This window comes from Aliifodinibius sp. S!AR15-10 (assembly GCF_031569985.1).
GTDB lineage: Bacteria > Bacteroidota > Rhodothermia > Balneolales > Balneolaceae > JAMQKA01.
In genome coordinates, this window is record NZ_JAMQKA010000001.1 from 1 (window position 1) to 14546 (window position 14546).

General features: G+C 38.8%; 15 protein-coding genes. 9 read left to right on the forward strand and 6 right to left on the reverse strand.

Annotated elements, in window-relative coordinates; all coding sequences use genetic code 11:
* Positions 1-435: 435 nt before the first annotated feature.
* Both NC796_RS00005 and NC796_RS00010 read left to right on the forward strand, forming a co-directional pair.
* Positions 436-660: a DUF433 domain-containing protein gene (locus tag NC796_RS00005; RefSeq protein ID WP_310681087.1), complete on the forward strand. Its 225-nt coding sequence runs from the start codon at positions 436-438 to the stop codon at positions 658-660.
* The gene (locus NC796_RS00010) at positions 657-989 is read left to right on the forward strand and encodes a DUF5615 family PIN-like protein (protein WP_310681088.1); all 333 of its coding nucleotides are present in this window, start codon (positions 657-659) and stop codon (positions 987-989) included. The genes NC796_RS00005 and NC796_RS00010 overlap by 4 nt, the downstream gene beginning before the upstream one ends.
* Position 990: 1 nt before the next feature.
* Here NC796_RS00010 and NC796_RS00015 read toward each other — a convergent pair whose 3' ends face one another.
* Positions 991-1215 (reverse strand): addiction module protein, encoded by a 225-nt coding sequence (locus NC796_RS00015; protein WP_310681089.1) that lies wholly within the window; start codon positions 1213-1215, stop codon positions 991-993.
* A gap of 421 nt (positions 1216-1636) precedes the next feature.
* Entirely contained in the window at positions 1637-2731 is a 1095-nt protein-coding gene (locus NC796_RS00020; protein ID WP_310681090.1) for a Fic/DOC family N-terminal domain-containing protein, read from the reverse strand.
* A 144-nt stretch (positions 2732-2875) separates the two neighbouring features.
* Between NC796_RS00020 and NC796_RS00025 the strand changes: the two genes are divergently transcribed.
* The 5 genes from NC796_RS00025 to NC796_RS00045 all read left to right on the forward strand — a co-directional run bounded on the left by NC796_RS00025 (position 2876) and on the right by NC796_RS00045 (position 5659).
* Positions 2876-3640: a hypothetical protein gene (locus tag NC796_RS00025; RefSeq protein WP_310681091.1), complete on the forward strand. Its 765-nt coding sequence runs from the start codon at positions 2876-2878 to the stop codon at positions 3638-3640.
* Positions 3641-3793: 153 nt separating this feature from the next.
* Positions 3794-4051, forward strand: coding sequence for a hypothetical protein (locus tag NC796_RS00030; RefSeq protein WP_310681092.1), 258 nt, complete (start codon positions 3794-3796; stop codon positions 4049-4051).
* Between the two features lie 42 nt (positions 4052-4093).
* Entirely contained in the window at positions 4094-4873 is a 780-nt protein-coding gene (locus tag NC796_RS00035; RefSeq protein WP_310681093.1) for a replication protein, read from the forward strand.
* Positions 4874-4936: 63 nt separating this feature from the next.
* Positions 4937-5224 carry a helix-turn-helix domain-containing protein gene (locus NC796_RS00040; protein ID WP_310681094.1) on the forward strand — a complete coding sequence of 96 codons (288 nt, stop codon included), beginning with the start codon at positions 4937-4939 and terminating at the stop codon, positions 5222-5224.
* A 78-nt stretch (positions 5225-5302) separates the two neighbouring features.
* On the forward strand, positions 5303-5659 hold the full coding sequence (locus NC796_RS00045) for a hypothetical protein (RefSeq protein WP_310681095.1): 357 nt from the start codon (positions 5303-5305) through the stop codon (positions 5657-5659).
* A gap of 621 nt (positions 5660-6280) precedes the next feature.
* On the opposite strand, the gene NC796_RS00050 is transcribed toward NC796_RS00045, so the two are convergent.
* Genes NC796_RS00050 through NC796_RS00060 form a run of 3 tightly spaced genes read right to left on the reverse strand, consistent with a single transcriptional unit; the run spans position 6281 to position 9480 of the window.
* Entirely contained in the window at positions 6281-6493 is a 213-nt protein-coding gene (locus NC796_RS00050) for a KTSC domain-containing protein (RefSeq protein ID WP_310681096.1), read from the reverse strand.
* The gene (locus NC796_RS00055; protein WP_310681097.1) at positions 6474-8294 is read right to left on the reverse strand and encodes a helicase HerA-like domain-containing protein; all 1821 of its coding nucleotides are present in this window, start codon (positions 8292-8294) and stop codon (positions 6474-6476) included. Before NC796_RS00055 ends, NC796_RS00050 begins: the two co-directional genes overlap by 20 nt.
* The gene (locus NC796_RS00060) at positions 8287-9480 is read right to left on the reverse strand and encodes an SIR2 family protein (protein ID WP_310681098.1); all 1194 of its coding nucleotides are present in this window, start codon (positions 9478-9480) and stop codon (positions 8287-8289) included. The genes NC796_RS00055 and NC796_RS00060 overlap by 8 nt, the downstream gene beginning before the upstream one ends.
* A gap of 224 nt (positions 9481-9704) precedes the next feature.
* Here NC796_RS00060 and NC796_RS00065 point away from each other — a divergent pair, with 224 nt between their 5' ends.
* Positions 9705-10814 (forward strand): DNA repair exonuclease, encoded by a 1110-nt coding sequence (locus NC796_RS00065; protein WP_310681099.1) that lies wholly within the window; start codon positions 9705-9707, stop codon positions 10812-10814.
* Complete coding sequence (locus NC796_RS00070) at positions 10811-13249, forward strand: AAA family ATPase (RefSeq protein WP_310681100.1); 2439 nt, start codon at positions 10811-10813, stop codon at positions 13247-13249. The genes NC796_RS00065 and NC796_RS00070 overlap by 4 nt, the downstream gene beginning before the upstream one ends.
* Here the strand turns inward: NC796_RS00070 and NC796_RS00075 are convergent.
* Entirely contained in the window at positions 13233-14537 is a 1305-nt protein-coding gene (locus NC796_RS00075; protein ID WP_310681101.1) for a competence protein CoiA family protein, read from the reverse strand. The two genes, NC796_RS00070 and NC796_RS00075, sit on opposite strands and share 17 nt — an antisense overlap.
* Between the last annotated feature and the right edge of the window lie 9 nt (positions 14538-14546).

A 14546-nucleotide genomic window follows, 5' to 3' on the forward strand; every position in this document is an offset into this window, starting at 1 on the left:
ACGCAATGCCGTCGTCTGCAAGTTGCTGTATCGGGTGTTTGCGGTGATCAAACGAGGGACTCCTTACGTGAAAATCTATCAACATCAGATAACCGAATCTTCTTGACTAAGTCTTAGAATACCAAAAAAATCGCCGCCTGAACCTGCTTCCGCTCAAAGCTGCTCTTCCTCCGCCTAAAAGAAACTCAGATGTTCACTTAGAGAGACCTACAGGCGAAAGTTGCTTTGAAGCATTAAGTAACTCTCTCCTATCCATACCGGGTTACTTTTTTAACGGCTCCGGTCGCTCAGCTTACCCATCGCTCCACCAGCTTAGGGCGGATTATTTGTTCATCTAATTACTGGCCTTTGCATAGTTATTGGTTTTGATTCCGAATCAAGGAATGATATCCGCCTTTAATTGCTTTTAAAAAGCGATAAAAATATATTAATTACATGGATTACAAAAAATACATAACGATAGAAGCCGATAAGCGAGGCGGAAAGCCTTGTATTCGCGGGATGCGTATAACCGTTTATGATGTACTCGAATATTTGGCATCCGGCATGTCGGAGGATGAGATTTTACAGGATTTTCCCGAGTTGACCAAAGACGATATCCGGGCTTGTATCGCTTTTGCAGCTAATCGCGAACGAGAGCTTACCAAAATATCCTCTTGAAGCTTCTATTTGATCAAAATTTGTCCCACCGTTTAAAAGAACTGTTAGAAGATACATTCCCAGAATCAGTTCATGTCAAAGATATTGGTCTGGAGCAAGCAACAGACTCCGTCATTTGGGAATATGCGGAAAAGCATGGATATACTATCGTTTCTAAAGATTCAGATTTTCACCAGCGTAGCTTTGTGAAGGGTTATCCACCCAAGGTAATATGGATTCAGCGGGGAAATTGTACTACAGATGATATGTACCGTCTACTGTATAAAAACAGAGAGGCCATCGAAGCTTTCGGGGATGATACCAAAAGCTCTTTCCTGGTACTTGAGTAGGTCAATCATTAAACCGCTTATTTATTTTGTCAAAGACCTCATCTCCTGGAATAGCTTTTATTTTACCATAACGTAAATCTTCCAGTCGTTTCCTGGTCTCTTTCGTCCATTTTTTATCGATCCCCGTTTCGGGAGTGTTAAGTGATCGCAATACAGAATCGGCAACCAATACCCGATCCTCAACGGGAAGAGACATTATCTCTTCAATCAGCTCTTTCGTTTTCATATAAATCTGTATTAAATGATTTTTATCTACTCGTTAATATAGCAGGAAAAAGGCTGAGAAGGATAGTGGATTGGTAATCCACTCTTAATCACAAGCTTTTTATTGCTTTTTGTTTACCTAATTCCGGACCTTTGAATTGTTGGCGGGAAAAGAGGCGGAGGTCGATGCGCGAAAAGGATAATTTCACACCGGCTCCCTCGGCCAAGCAGTTACTGGCCGTGATGGACCATTGAAATTATCCCGCGCGGCGACCCGAGCCGCCGCCCAGAATTCACCGGCCGGTGGGTTTTTGGGTACCTTTTTGTCCACACAAAAAGGTACAATGAGCATGTCTATATCATCGACATATCTCAAAAAAATGTAGATAAAACGCCAAATTTTCGACACGTTTTAGACATGTGTCGAAATCGTCGACAAGTAATCAGTACTTTTCGTTGGACAAGAGGTTATATAACGCTGTATTAAGATACAGTTTTTCACGGCCGGACTTTTTGCTTTCAAGAATCCCGATGTTTTCCAGTTCGTTCAGATAATCGCCCGCTGTTTGTCTTTGGGCAATTCCCTTATCGACAAGAAACTTAATCTTACAATATGGTTGCTCAAAAAGAAGCTCGATGAGTTCCTTGGAGTAGACCCTGTCCGGCAGCCTGGCTTTGGCTTCTTCGATTGTTTCCTCTAACAGGTTATTTATCGCTTCAATTTTAGATTTGGTTTCTATGGCTGTTTTTTCGATAGCCTCCAGCATAAACAAAATCCAGGACTCCCAATCCTCCTCTTCTGTGACTTTTCTCAGGAGTTTGTAATAATCTGCCTTACGATTGATAATATACTCACTCATATATAGCACAGGTAACGTTAGAAGCTCCTCCAATACAAGATATAGAATATTGAGGATACGTCCGGTCCGGCCGTTTCCATCATCAAAAGGGTGTATAGCCTCGAATTGATAGTGAATAACAGCCATCTTGATTAAAGGATCCAGATCGTCATTATCGCTGTAGATAAACGTTTCCAGGTTTCCAAGCAGATCCCTGATTAATTCCTCCCCCTCAGGTGGCCAGTAAATAATCTTGTTTGTATTAGGATTCGCAATAACGGTACCCGGGGTATTACGAATACCAGACTCATTCTGCTTGATGGTTTGAACGATATCGATAAAAAGATTTGTGGAAAGAGGCCGCTCATTCAATTGATTAAATCCCGCCCAAAGAGCCTGCCGGTACCGAAGAACTTCTTTGGTTTGAGGATCATAGTTTTTATCCCCTGCTGAAAAAGCTTCGTACAGTTTGTCGTTGGTCGTGATTACATTTTCAATTTCCGAACTGGCTTTAGCCTCCTGCAGGATTAGGGAGTTTATTAAAATACCTTGATTAGGTATAATACCTGCTTTCCCCTTCAGTTCCGCCAATTCTCGGTTGGCTCTGATAGCTTTTTTTAGCACAGCTGGAGTCTCTAAATCAATTGTTGGTGGCAGTTTGGGGAGGTCATTGTATGGTTTTTCAGGATTGAAGGCCATATGCAGTTATCTGCTAAATTATTAAATGCATCGATACTATCAATAGGCTTGCAAAGCATGTCGAAATATAATATTTATTTCGACATGCTTTAAATATATGTCGATAGTATCGACGTTTAAGGTTCATTCTTATAGGAGGAATAGATGCAAGAGAATAAGAAACTGTATATCGAGATACTGGCAAGTGCGTACAATACGGGCGGTTTTTTGAGAAGAAAATTACAAGGATATGTCTTCGAAGACTATCTTGAGTTGTTGGGAGAAAAAGCTGCATATATCGAAGAACTGAAAGAAAAATATCGTGGTACTACCAAAAAGCATCTAGAGAAAGATATCAAGGTGGAGAACATGCAAATTGAATATGAAAGAAAAGTTTCTAGCCTGGAAACCATTCTATTTGATCTAGACCTGAAAGAATTTGATGAATTAAATCTGAATAAAGATCGATATAAATCTGTAGAATCTGTCTATAAATACTATCGATATAAATCTGTAGAATCTGTCTATAAATACTATCGATATAAGACAGGACAAAAAAAGGATTCACCTGTCAAGGTATTTCGACTAAATAAACCGGTTCTGTATAAGATCATTGATATGATCAAGCGGCTTGGGAAGGATTTTTTAGAATTAAAAATTTTAAGGGAGGTTGAAAATCATTTAAGGTTAACAACTGAATATTACCCAATGGAAGAAAATGTAGTTAAAAAGACAGTTGATCGAGCAGCCGATGCTTGTAAAGAAGTATATTTTTCCAATACTAATATTAGCCGTGATGAACTAATCGAGAGAGTTCTAAATGAATATCACATTCAGAATTACGATCACTTATCTCCTAAGAAAACAGAAAAAAGGACAAAAAAAGCTGCCAAACAGTGGGTAAGAGATCGAAATTCAGCCAAAAAGTAAAAAAGTCTGTTAGGGTTCTGCACTTGTAAATCGACTTTATTTTCCATCTGCAGCATTTCTGCAGGTTGAGAGTGCAGACCCTACTTTGGTTTAAATTCATCAGTAGGCTACACTCATGGGTGAAAGACAAACACTAATTAAATCTTTTACCCAATGGAAGAAAAGACTTTAAAGAGAATTGAAAAGAAGTTGGACATGCTTCTCAATTCAAAAAAACATCGCATCAATGAGAAGAAATATATCACGGCACGGGAAGTTGAGGATCTTACCGGCCTTAACTATCGTACCATTCTAAACCGGTCGAACCTAGATGAAGAGCATCCCCGGTTTATCCCGTCTATCCAGTTCGGGGGAAGCCGCCGCAAATATTTTGAGCGAAAGGTAATCGAACGCATCTTCCACCTGAGCTAACAGAAGTCTATGCCGAGATTACCCGAACATATCTGCTTTACCATGATTCCAAATTTCATCTTTGATGAATTTTTGGAATTACTAACTGAGGGAGAGCTCAAGATACTACTGGCGATTTATCGTAAAACAGTCGGTTTTGACAAAACATCTGATAAAATCCCTTATAGCCAGTTGGTAAAGAGCACCGGCTTATCCAAATCGACTATTTCCAAAGGAATAAAAGGATTGGTCAATAAGAAACTGGTCAAAGTAGATCGTTCCGGAAATACCAATCGATATACGTACTGTTTACCTAAGGTTAATATGTCAAGTAGTTCGAAACCTGAACCGATGGTAGTTCAAAATTCAAACCAGCAACTAGTTCGAAATTCGAACACTCAAAAGAAAGTACCTAAAGAAACTGAAAAAAATACTACTAATAGTAGTACTGGTTTTTCCGATGAGGTATGGAAGGTAATCAATTATTGGAATGAAATTTTCTCAGATACTCTAGACCCGTCTAATGCAGTTCTTATCAGACATATTGAAAGATCCATATCACAATTTTCTGTAAACCAGATTAAAGAAGCGATTTTTAGGCGAAGTAACTGCAGCTATTATAAACGTAAAAAACCAGAATTACTTAATAAGCCTAATGCCTTCTTCCCCTACCCTGAAACTATTAGAAATGACCTAAATCGTAATACTGATATGATTTTCGATTACGACGAGAAAAATGAACGCGTATATAATAGAAAAAACAAAGATGAAGATTTTGAAATTATACGGGACATGAGAGATAAGCTAGGTCGGCCACTCTGGAAGCTTAAAAATGCTTCATGAATGACTAAAATTTCAAAAATAATAAGCACTTACTCTGAAGTGCATAACTCTAATTTATAAACCATGAAAAATTCCATACAAATTACATTTAGCGACGAACTGCTCGATGCTTTTACACAAGCAATCAAAGAAGCTGTCAAAGAGGAGCTTCCCAAATATCAGAACAGTTTCAAGAAAGACTGGCTTTCAACCGAAGAGGTGATGGAGATGTTAAAAGTTTCCAGACGGACCGTTCAAAACTACCGGGACGAAGGTAAGATTTCCTATTTCCAACAAGGGCGCAAGATACTTTATCCCAGAGAAGGGATTGAGGAGTTTCTACGCAAAAATATGATCAAAGCCTACCGTTAAAATCTGTAATTGAGGGTGACTATTTGGAGTCACCTCGTTTGTTTAACCCTTTCGTTTAACAGCTAAATTTTCTTCTACATGTCTAACAATTCCGAACATTGCTGCCTTTCCTGTGGTGTTGATATCTCAAACAAACGCATAGATGCGAAGTACTGCAGCGGCCGATGCCGCATGCGATACTGCAGAAGCCGGAAAAAAGACCAGTTGATTGAGGAGTTAGTCGAACTTTTCCGTCAGTTACCGAACCATTCCGTACAATTCACAGACAAAGGCTTTTACCTGGAAGAATGGGATGTAATAAACCGAACTACCCAAAAATGGTACCTTTCAGAGCTAAAAAGTATGTCAAATCAGCAACTAAACGGGTTAATCGAGGGCAAAAAGTGGAGATTGGCCGGTGAAAACCTGGCAAATTTACTGTTTAACCGGTCCTGATTTCAATGTTCAGAAATTTGTTAGACAATTGGCAATTGTTTAACAAAAAAGTTTTAAAAATCAGATTTTTTTAAAAAGTAAAATCCAGTCAGATTGATTTAAATGGACATTTCTTCTTCATCCAATACATTACACACTGGGGGGAGGGGTAAGAATAATCTTTAAAATTTTCTTTAAAGATCTGATAATTAGGCCGTTTGTCATACGATTTTTAACCGATGGACCATAAAAAGACATAAAAACATATAGATGTTTTTGTGGCAATGTGGTAAACCACAAAGACAGAAAGTTTGCTCATCACTTATAATCAAAAATCAGACTTTCCACTAAAACATGAATTCCGAACGTATAACGTTCTCTTTAAATCACTCCCTACTCTTCTAATAATCTGATTATTTGACTTTCCGTAATACAGTTTTCGTCATTTATAGTCCATTACCACATATGTGTTAATGTGGCTTTGTGGCAAAACACATCTGTACTAGCTAAATGTTTAACGTTTGATCGCAATGGTCAGCAGATAAGCTGCATGAACCGAGTTTGTAGAAATCTGAATTTTATAGTAACCACCATTAGAAGAGGTCGTTACTGCCAGATAAAATCCAAATTATTTCAGCTTATCTAAGCTGTTCTTTGTTGCTTATATCGATCATAAATATTTTCATTAGCATATGAGCCATGGGACTCCGCTGCCATTAATTGGTCATATTCATACTGAGGAACATCATAATATTCATATATCCTACCGTTATTGAATTCGATTTCAAGCAAAGCTCTATCTTGATCATAACCTATTGAGGCAATATTAGAAGAATCAACTGGTATTCTGTTCATCTTTATCCTCCTCTGTATTTATGTCATCTTTTTGTATCCTAATTTTAGTAACAACACTCTGATAATCATTATCACTAGCTTGGTAAGTTTTATTCCAATTTTCAACTAATTTGGGGTCATTGCTACTTGGTCTTGGTTCTACAAGTTTTATTCTAACTCTAGATGGTATTTTAATGGATTCACCGACTACAATTGCTTCACCAACTCTTAGAGATGATAAGAGCTCAATCAAACTAGACATATTATTAGGGGCAGATGCTTGAACCGTACTTTTATCTCTGCTGTTGGTTAATCTAAGAGCTATAAAAGTACCAACCTGTGCTAAAATAGTCTTTGAAATTTCAGAAGGCCTTTGTGTAATTACCATCGATCCAATACCAAATTTTCTACCTTCTTTAAATATTTTTTCAACAGCTTTTTTTGCATATCCGAATGAGTTCGTATTGAAATCTTGACTAGGTAAGTAGTTATGAGCTTCCTCATATACCATTAATAGCGGTCTATTTCGCCCTGTATATTCTTCGGATCTACCCCAGTACATACTATCAAAGATAAATCTGGTTATTAGACCTACAGAAATATCAACAAATTCGAAGGGTACACCACTAAGATCTAGGATTGTTAATCTTTTATCATTGTCTATCCAGTCACGTAGAAGTTTGTCTATATCATATTTACTATCGACATCCTTATATGGACCTGGATTAAACATGAAATCATACCGGTCATCTTTAAGTCTAGATAGTATTTTTCTTTCATAATCAAACATTGTTTGCTCTTTTGACTTAAAGGGTGCCCCTCCACCGATAGAATATGGCTCAAATTTAGCGGGTTTCAATTCTTCGGGATCGCCTTCTTCAATAAGAGCTTCATTCTCGGCTATTTGCTCAGTTTCATTATAAGTAGCATTTAGTTCACGATTGAACTTGTACCATAATTCTCTAAGATTAAAAGGGATTGGTGAATCTACTGTCACAAACTTTTCATCTATGCCACCAGCTTTTAACTTTTCACTGTTCTCTCTTTTTTTTCTTAGTATTTCTTCACGTAATCTCTTATCTGCTGGCCTTTCTTGACCTTCTGGCCTTCCCACTAAAAAGAAAGCTAGTTCATCAAAGTTCATTGTCCAAAAGGGAATGTGAAGAGGATTATCAGAGCTATTAATTTTAAAAACTTTAGCTTGATCCTTGAATGCAGCTTCATATTCGCCGTGAATATCTATTAAAACAATTCTTGATCCTGGGTAATCATTAAGGATCTTTTTTATTAAATATGCATTGGTATTTGATTTACCACTTCCAGTTGAACCCAAAATTGCAGAATGACGAAGTACTAAATCATGAATGTTAATGTTAACTGGTAGAGTGTTAGATGAGGCATGTTTCCCAATTTCAATTGTCCCATCCTTTTGATCTCCATATATGAACTTTAGGTCATTTTCTGTTACTAAATGGCCCTCATCATTTATTGTTGGGTAGGTACCTACTCCTTTTTTAAATTCTGTATTTCCTATCTGTTCACCGACAAGTTGAACTTGTAAGAATTTTTTCCCGTAATCTGGTCTTGGGTACTCTTCTTCTGGCTCATCATCAACTGTTGGGGTATTGCTTACAGATGATACAATCCCAAATAAGGTTAGGTTTCCAATTGGAAATTTGACAAATGTTCCAATCTGACCAATTTTATAGACTTTGCCGTTAATGATAGGAGCCGCCGAAGGGATTTCACTGGATATTTCAACTTCGACTCTTGTTGAGTTTACATTAATTACTTTCCCCAGATATGTGATTGAATTATTCATTTTCCTCTAACCTTGAAAGAATAGTTTCTTCATCTCCTGATGTAAGTAGTAAGAAATCGATTAATTCTTTGAAATCACCCAATTTAAGGGCTGATTCATCTTCGTCCCATACTTTATTTAGCAAGTTATTAGTGTTTTCCTTTTTCCATTCACCCAAAACACCGCTTATTATGGCTTTATTGGGCCCGTATGCAGAGAAGTTATAATAGGTATTACCCATTTCATTGATCTTCTCTAATACTGAATCATCGTAGAAAAAACCAATAACATGGAGCCTGTTATTTTGCTTTATTCCATCGAAGATTATTGAATTAATGTGATCATCTGAAAATGAATAACCGTTAATAATAAACACACCTTCACCAGATTGAAGAAATAATTTTAGCCTGTCAAAATATGAGATAAAAGGTTGTTTACGGGAGGATTCATATTTTTCTCGTGAAGGATAAATCACAATTTCTTCATAATCTTTTAGAACTTTGCCACGGCCTCCTAATCTAATTATTCTACTATTATTACCATCATCATGCTTCCAAAACCAACCCAATGATCCATGCAATTTCCAAAGTTTAATCCAAGATGTAGGTGGGGTACTTTCTTGCCGGTACTTTTCTAGACTTTCAGGTACAAAGAAAGGTTCGTCAGCCCCAATGAACCCATCAAAAAATGGTATTTTTGTACTCTCTAAAGCCTTTTCAAGTAATAAATCATAATTAGTTGTAAAAATATCCTTAGAAAAATCTCGACTTAGCCAATTAACCCAGCTTACAAATCTTTTTAATGGGTTTAGATCAGCTGAATCCTGTTCTTCAATAAGTATTTCATAAATTTTATTACACAATTTAATGTCAAGCTCTTTGGCATCTTTTCCCGAAACGCCTTTGTAATTTCTATCCTCTTTATTTCGAGTGATATTCCTTATTAATCTTGTCTGGTTTAAAATATCTTCAATATTTATATCACTTATGCCTAGATTTTCTAAATCACTATCAATCGAATTATATGTACTTTCAAAATTTGAGGTAAGTTCAGATCTGACCTTTGATGTCAGTTCACTAATATCTGAAATGCCAAGTGATTTAGAGGTACCCGCACCTAAAAAGAAACCAATTCTTTTAGTATAGGAGAGCTGATTCCTAAGTTCATTTATCTCTCTTGCTACGTCATGAAATGAAGTTGTATTCATATATAAATTAGTTTTCTCTTGTTTAAATACTAGGGATATTAAGAAGCGCTTTGCAAATTTAGATATTTAATAATAAGCCCCATGCGATGCTATATAATTAATATTAGACATTATTTCATGTCCAATTATTTTTATAGTCTCTATGAGTCAGTTAGATTTTTTTTGATATAGTACCATATAATGAAAATTCGAAAGTTGGAAAGCTAGCCGAAAATTTACGAACTATGCCTTTGAAAATACTTGCAACTGCAGACTTCCATCTAGGTCGCACCTTCCGAAATTTACCCGAGGCGCAAGACACACTTTCCGAAGCACGGTACGAAACCCTCCAAAAGACCATAGATAAATCAAATAAATTAGAAACCGATATTTTTGTTATAGCCGGCGACCTGTTTGACCGGACTTCAATGAACGTGGGAGATATTCAGAAAGCCGTCCGAGCGATAAATCAGTTTGCCGGTGAAGTGGTATTGGTCCTGCCAGGCAACCACGACTACATCACCGCCGACAGCCAGCTCTGGGATCGTTTTAAGAAAGAAGCCGAAGAACATGTATTGGTGCTGGACAAAAAAGAACCGCTTGAACTGTCGGTATTTGAACAGGAAGTAGTGATTTATCCCACTCCCTGCCATGCCAAGCATTCGGCAGAGCATGCCATCGGATGGGTAGATGAAGTAGAAAAAGACAGGGACGCCCTGCATATCGGTATTGCCCACGGAAGTATAGAAGGAGTATCCCCCGATTTTGACCAGCGGTATTTTCCTATGACCATCAATGAACTGGAGCGATCGGGCGTTGATCTTTGGCTAATGGGGCACACGCACATCACATGGCCGGAAAAGCTCGACAAACGGGATATCATATTTAATCCCGGAACACCGGAACCCGACGGGTTTTCCTGCAATCATGAAGGACGTGCTTTCCTCCATACTATAGGAGAAGACAAAGAGATAACAACTGAGATCGTTAGCACCGGAACCTACCGGTTTATACAGATGGCCGAACAGATTTCATCTACCAAAGATGTGCAGAATCTGGTAGAACAGTTTAGCAGGGATTCCTGGCAGCAAACTGTTGTGGAACTGGAAGTATACGGGAAGTTGGAGGAGGAAGCATTTGAGGCTTGGCAGGAAAACCGCTCACAAATTCGAGACTCCGTACTGGAGCTTCGCCTTGATGACGCTGAGGTCCACCGCAAGGTCACTTCCGATCAAATACAGAAAGAGTTCTCCGAAGGTTCATTTCCTGAACAACTGCTGTCCTCCTTTTCAGAGGATGAGGAAGAAGAGAAGCTGCAGATGGCCTATGAGTTGATAAAAGAGGTGCAACAATGAAGTTGTCAAAAGTATTTCTCCATCCTTTTGCCGGAATCCAGGAGAAGACGTTTGAATTTGAAGATGGACTGAACGTCTTGTTGGGGCCTAACGAAGCAGGTAAATCCACCGTATTTCAAGCCGTGATGCATGCCCTGCTGACCACTACGTCGCTGACCCGGACCAAAGTGGAAGATATCATGGGAAGCTATTTTCCTGCCATTGGCGGAGATGTTATTCGGGTAGGCCTGGAACTAAGAAATTCCGAAAATAGTGTCGTTCGTATTCACAAGATCTGGAAGAAAGGGAATCGGAATGGTAGTGCTTCTTTAAAGCTTCCTGATGGCTCCGAAATTACCGAAGAGGACGAAGTGCAAAACCAGATTGAATCTTTGCTCCCGGTTTCCCCCGCAACCATCCGTACTATTCTGCTTGCCGATCAGTCTGGCCTGCATCGGACCATGCAGGAGATGAGGCAGGAAGGCAAAGTGAGGAAAGAGCTGGGTAATATCCTCCGCCGGAACTTCATGGAAACAGGCGGCGTGTCCGTCGATCGATTCCGGGAACTGCTCGATCAAAAATATGAGGATTATTTTAAACGGTGGAATCGCCAGCAGCAGTATCCCGAAAACAATCGCGGCATCAAGAATCCCTACAAGGTCGGTACCGGTAAAGTTGTTGAAGCTTATTATAAGAAAGAGCAGCTCCGGTTGGATCTGGAAGAAGCCAGGCGTTTTGAAGATGATCTGGATTCGTTGAATGAAACATTGAGCGCCCTAGTTTTCCAGCAGGAGAAAAAGAAGGAGAAGTTTGAGCAGCTCAGTCCCTTAAAAAAAGGCATCCAGGAACGACAGCTTAAAGAGCAAACATTAGAGTCAGCCCAAGAGAAAAAAGAGCGCCTACTTCATGTAAGCAAAAAATGGCCTGTTTTTGAAGATAATATAGAGAACCTGGAGCCCAAGCTTGAGACCCACCGGAAAAAATTAGAGGAACTTCAACAAGAGCAAGAAAAGGCACAGAAAAAACAGAAGGCCGAACAGCTAAAACAACGAATTGCAAAAATTGAGCAGCTCGCATCGCAAGTAGAAGAAGTGAAGAGAGAATTAAATGAGGCAAAAAAAGTAACACAGGAGGATCTAAAAAAACTCCGAGAGCTTCAGTCAGATGTACGGCAACTCCAAACGAAAATAGAAGCAGCCAAGCTTACGGTTCATATCGAAAGTGATTCAGATCAAACCCTTCGTTATACCGAAGCCGGTCAGGATGAACAAGAAATTGAGACAAAGTGCGGGGAAGCGCTCAATCAAACGGCCTCCGGTGGATTTACCCTGAAAACAGACGGACTTATGATAAAGGTGTTTTCAGGTGAGGGAGATCTTGAGGATACGATCGAAACCCTGCAGACAAAGGAGGAAAATCTTTCACGTTATTTAGAGGACCTTGAGGCAGAGTCAGCCCAAGAGGCAGAGTCTTATGCCCAACTTTACCAAAAGAAGGAAAATGATTTGGAGCAAGCTAAAAAGGCTTATCAGAATGAGCTGGGAGATCAAAAGTTGGAGCACCTTAAAGAAAAGCTGGAAGCCTATGGGGATTTGTCCGAGGTGCGGAGCTCCGAGGAGATTACAGAGGATATTGTTGAAACCAAGACAGCGTTAAATCAGCTTAAAAAAGAAACAGAAGAGGCAGAGAGTAAGATCGAAGAATGGACCGAAAAATACGGTTCCTCCGATGAGGTCATTCTTGAACTGGCAGAAGTATCAAAATTGATCAAAGATCTGGAAAGTGATCTCGATGATCTTCCTTCCCTGCCTGAGGGATATGAATCTTCCGGAGAATTTATCAAAGAGGTGGAGCAGCTGGGTAACGATATCCAGCAGTTGAAGGAGCAAATTTTTGAAAAGAAGCAGGAACGAACGCAGCTGGAAGCAGAAGCCCCGGACACCTCATCGGAAGAGTTGCAGAAACTTCGTGAAGAAGCAGAAGCTGAGTTTGAGCGTATCAACAACCGAGCCGAAACGCTGGCCTGGGTACGCGAAAAATCTCTGGAACTGATCGAATCGATGGATAGCGACACCTACAAAGGCCTTGAAACAAGCTTCGTAAAATGGCTGGAGCTGATGGTCGGCGACCGCTTTTCTACCGTGGATATGGAAAGCGACATGCCCACTGCTTTTAAAACCAAAGAGGCAACTTCGCTGACCTACAACCTGCTTTCCCACGGGACCAAAGACACTGTAGCTTTGGCTTGGCGGTTTGCGTTATGCGAGAAGTTCCTGGAAGAAGGAACCAGCTTTATAATTCTGGATGATCCGATGGTGGACATCGATCCCGAGCGTAGGAAAGAGGTGGTGAAAGCTATAAATCAGTTCTCAGAGCAATATCAGACTATAGTCATGACTTGCCATCCGAATCATAAGGAGGAGCTTAATGGCCAAGAAGTTATTGAGATCGGCTAGTCCATAACGGTTTTTTTACAGTATATCTTGATAATTTTCGGGATAGGAATCCATCCTTGACCAGTGCATTTAAATAATTTGCGGAAACTGTAAAATAACTTGGTAGAATTGGTGCTGATGGCATTTTAATTTTGATCACCCGTTCCATTAATTGCTGAAATTTTTTGCTGTTCCATTGATTATATACATTCAAATTATTTAATCTCTTAATAAAGGGTAACACTGAATAATTTTTACTGAGCCAGCTTATTACGTTATCCAAATAGAAGCTATCTACTAGATTATCACTTGCGAAAAAATGCCTAACTAAGTGGTATTGCCAGATATGACTGTGTTCTTCCATTATCCAAACGTTTGATATGTAAGGTTTTAGATAAGATGCATTAAATTTATTTTCTGAGATTAGTTTGTTGAGCTCAAGTATCTTTTTGTACGATTTTGCTCGGAGTAATTTCACTCGATTTATTCGCCAATCCAAGTCTAAAGCTTTCTGCAATTTTTCAATATCACTCAAAAAAAGCTGAGCATTTTCTTTTTTTAAGGGGGCACATTCCTTTAAAGCTTGTTCAAAATCAGATTTGAAATCATCACCATCTTTTAAATACCAAAATGAATTAGTCACTTTTAATTCACTTGGATTATTGCTTATTCCAGAAGTGCCATTCGAGGATTCTTTCTTAGGAGTAACTAGCCATTTCCTATTATCACTTGAATTGAGAACAGCCTCTTTAAAATCTTTTTTACTGAAATTTTTGTTGATCCATTTTCTTAGATCAATCTCAAATAGAAGGTCCTCATTGTCTAAAAAATTTAAGATCTTGTGTTTTGGGGTTTTATGGGTTACTGTAATCTCAACGAATATTGGTTTTTCATTTTTAAAGAGTGCTACATCAACCCGATAATCTCTGACTGCCTTCTCTTCTTCTACAGTTTCATAGCTTAAGTTTAGATCTGAATACCTACGAAAACTATCTAACAATGAACTTGAGATCTCCTCTTTTATCCTCGAATTGATCTTAAATTCCGGAGTAGCTATCTCAGTAGAACTACATATAATTTGTTTTGCTGCTTGGTGAATTGCTGTCTCAACAGCACCCCGACAATCAGCATTATCGGTATGAGCAAAATGATGTGTTCGTATTTTTCCTTTATTACGAGCAATCAAGTCATTCTTGCATTTTGGACAAATGCAGCCGCACTTCAAACCATTTTCAACTTCATCAATATGTTTAATGACCCCATCTTTCAATGCAAATGGCAACTGCACTCTAGTTTTAGGATTGTCCATAGAAAAAAT

Coding starts and splice junctions, on each gene's coding strand:
- NC796_RS00025 (WP_310681091.1), top strand. CDS start 2,876: ATGCAAGAGAATAAGAAACTGTATATCGAGATACTGGCAAGTGCGTAC.
- NC796_RS00055 (WP_310681097.1), bottom strand. CDS start 8,294: ATGAATAATTCAATCACATATCTGGGGAAAGTAATTAATGTAAACTCA.
- NC796_RS00030 (WP_310681092.1), top strand. CDS start 3,794: ATGGAAGAAAAGACTTTAAAGAGAATTGAAAAGAAGTTGGACATGCTT.
- NC796_RS00015 (WP_310681089.1), bottom strand. CDS start 1,215: ATGAAAACGAAAGAGCTGATTGAAGAGATAATGTCTCTTCCCGTTGAG.
- NC796_RS00020 (WP_310681090.1), bottom strand. CDS start 2,731: ATGGCCTTCAATCCTGAAAAACCATACAATGACCTCCCCAAACTGCCA.
- NC796_RS00005 (WP_310681087.1), top strand. CDS start 436: ATGGATTACAAAAAATACATAACGATAGAAGCCGATAAGCGAGGCGGA.
- NC796_RS00065 (WP_310681099.1), top strand. CDS start 9,705: ATGCCTTTGAAAATACTTGCAACTGCAGACTTCCATCTAGGTCGCACC.
- NC796_RS00035 (WP_310681093.1), top strand. CDS start 4,094: ATGATTCCAAATTTCATCTTTGATGAATTTTTGGAATTACTAACTGAG.
- NC796_RS00040 (WP_310681094.1), top strand. CDS start 4,937: ATGAAAAATTCCATACAAATTACATTTAGCGACGAACTGCTCGATGCT.
- NC796_RS00045 (WP_310681095.1), top strand. CDS start 5,303: ATGTCTAACAATTCCGAACATTGCTGCCTTTCCTGTGGTGTTGATATC.
- NC796_RS00070 (WP_310681100.1), top strand. CDS start 10,811: ATGAAGTTGTCAAAAGTATTTCTCCATCCTTTTGCCGGAATCCAGGAG.
- NC796_RS00060 (WP_310681098.1), bottom strand. CDS start 9,480: ATGAATACAACTTCATTTCATGACGTAGCAAGAGAGATAAATGAACTT.
- NC796_RS00050 (WP_310681096.1), bottom strand. CDS start 6,493: ATGAACAGAATACCAGTTGATTCTTCTAATATTGCCTCAATAGGTTAT.
- NC796_RS00075 (WP_310681101.1), bottom strand. CDS start 14,537: ATGGACAATCCTAAAACTAGAGTGCAGTTGCCATTTGCATTGAAAGAT.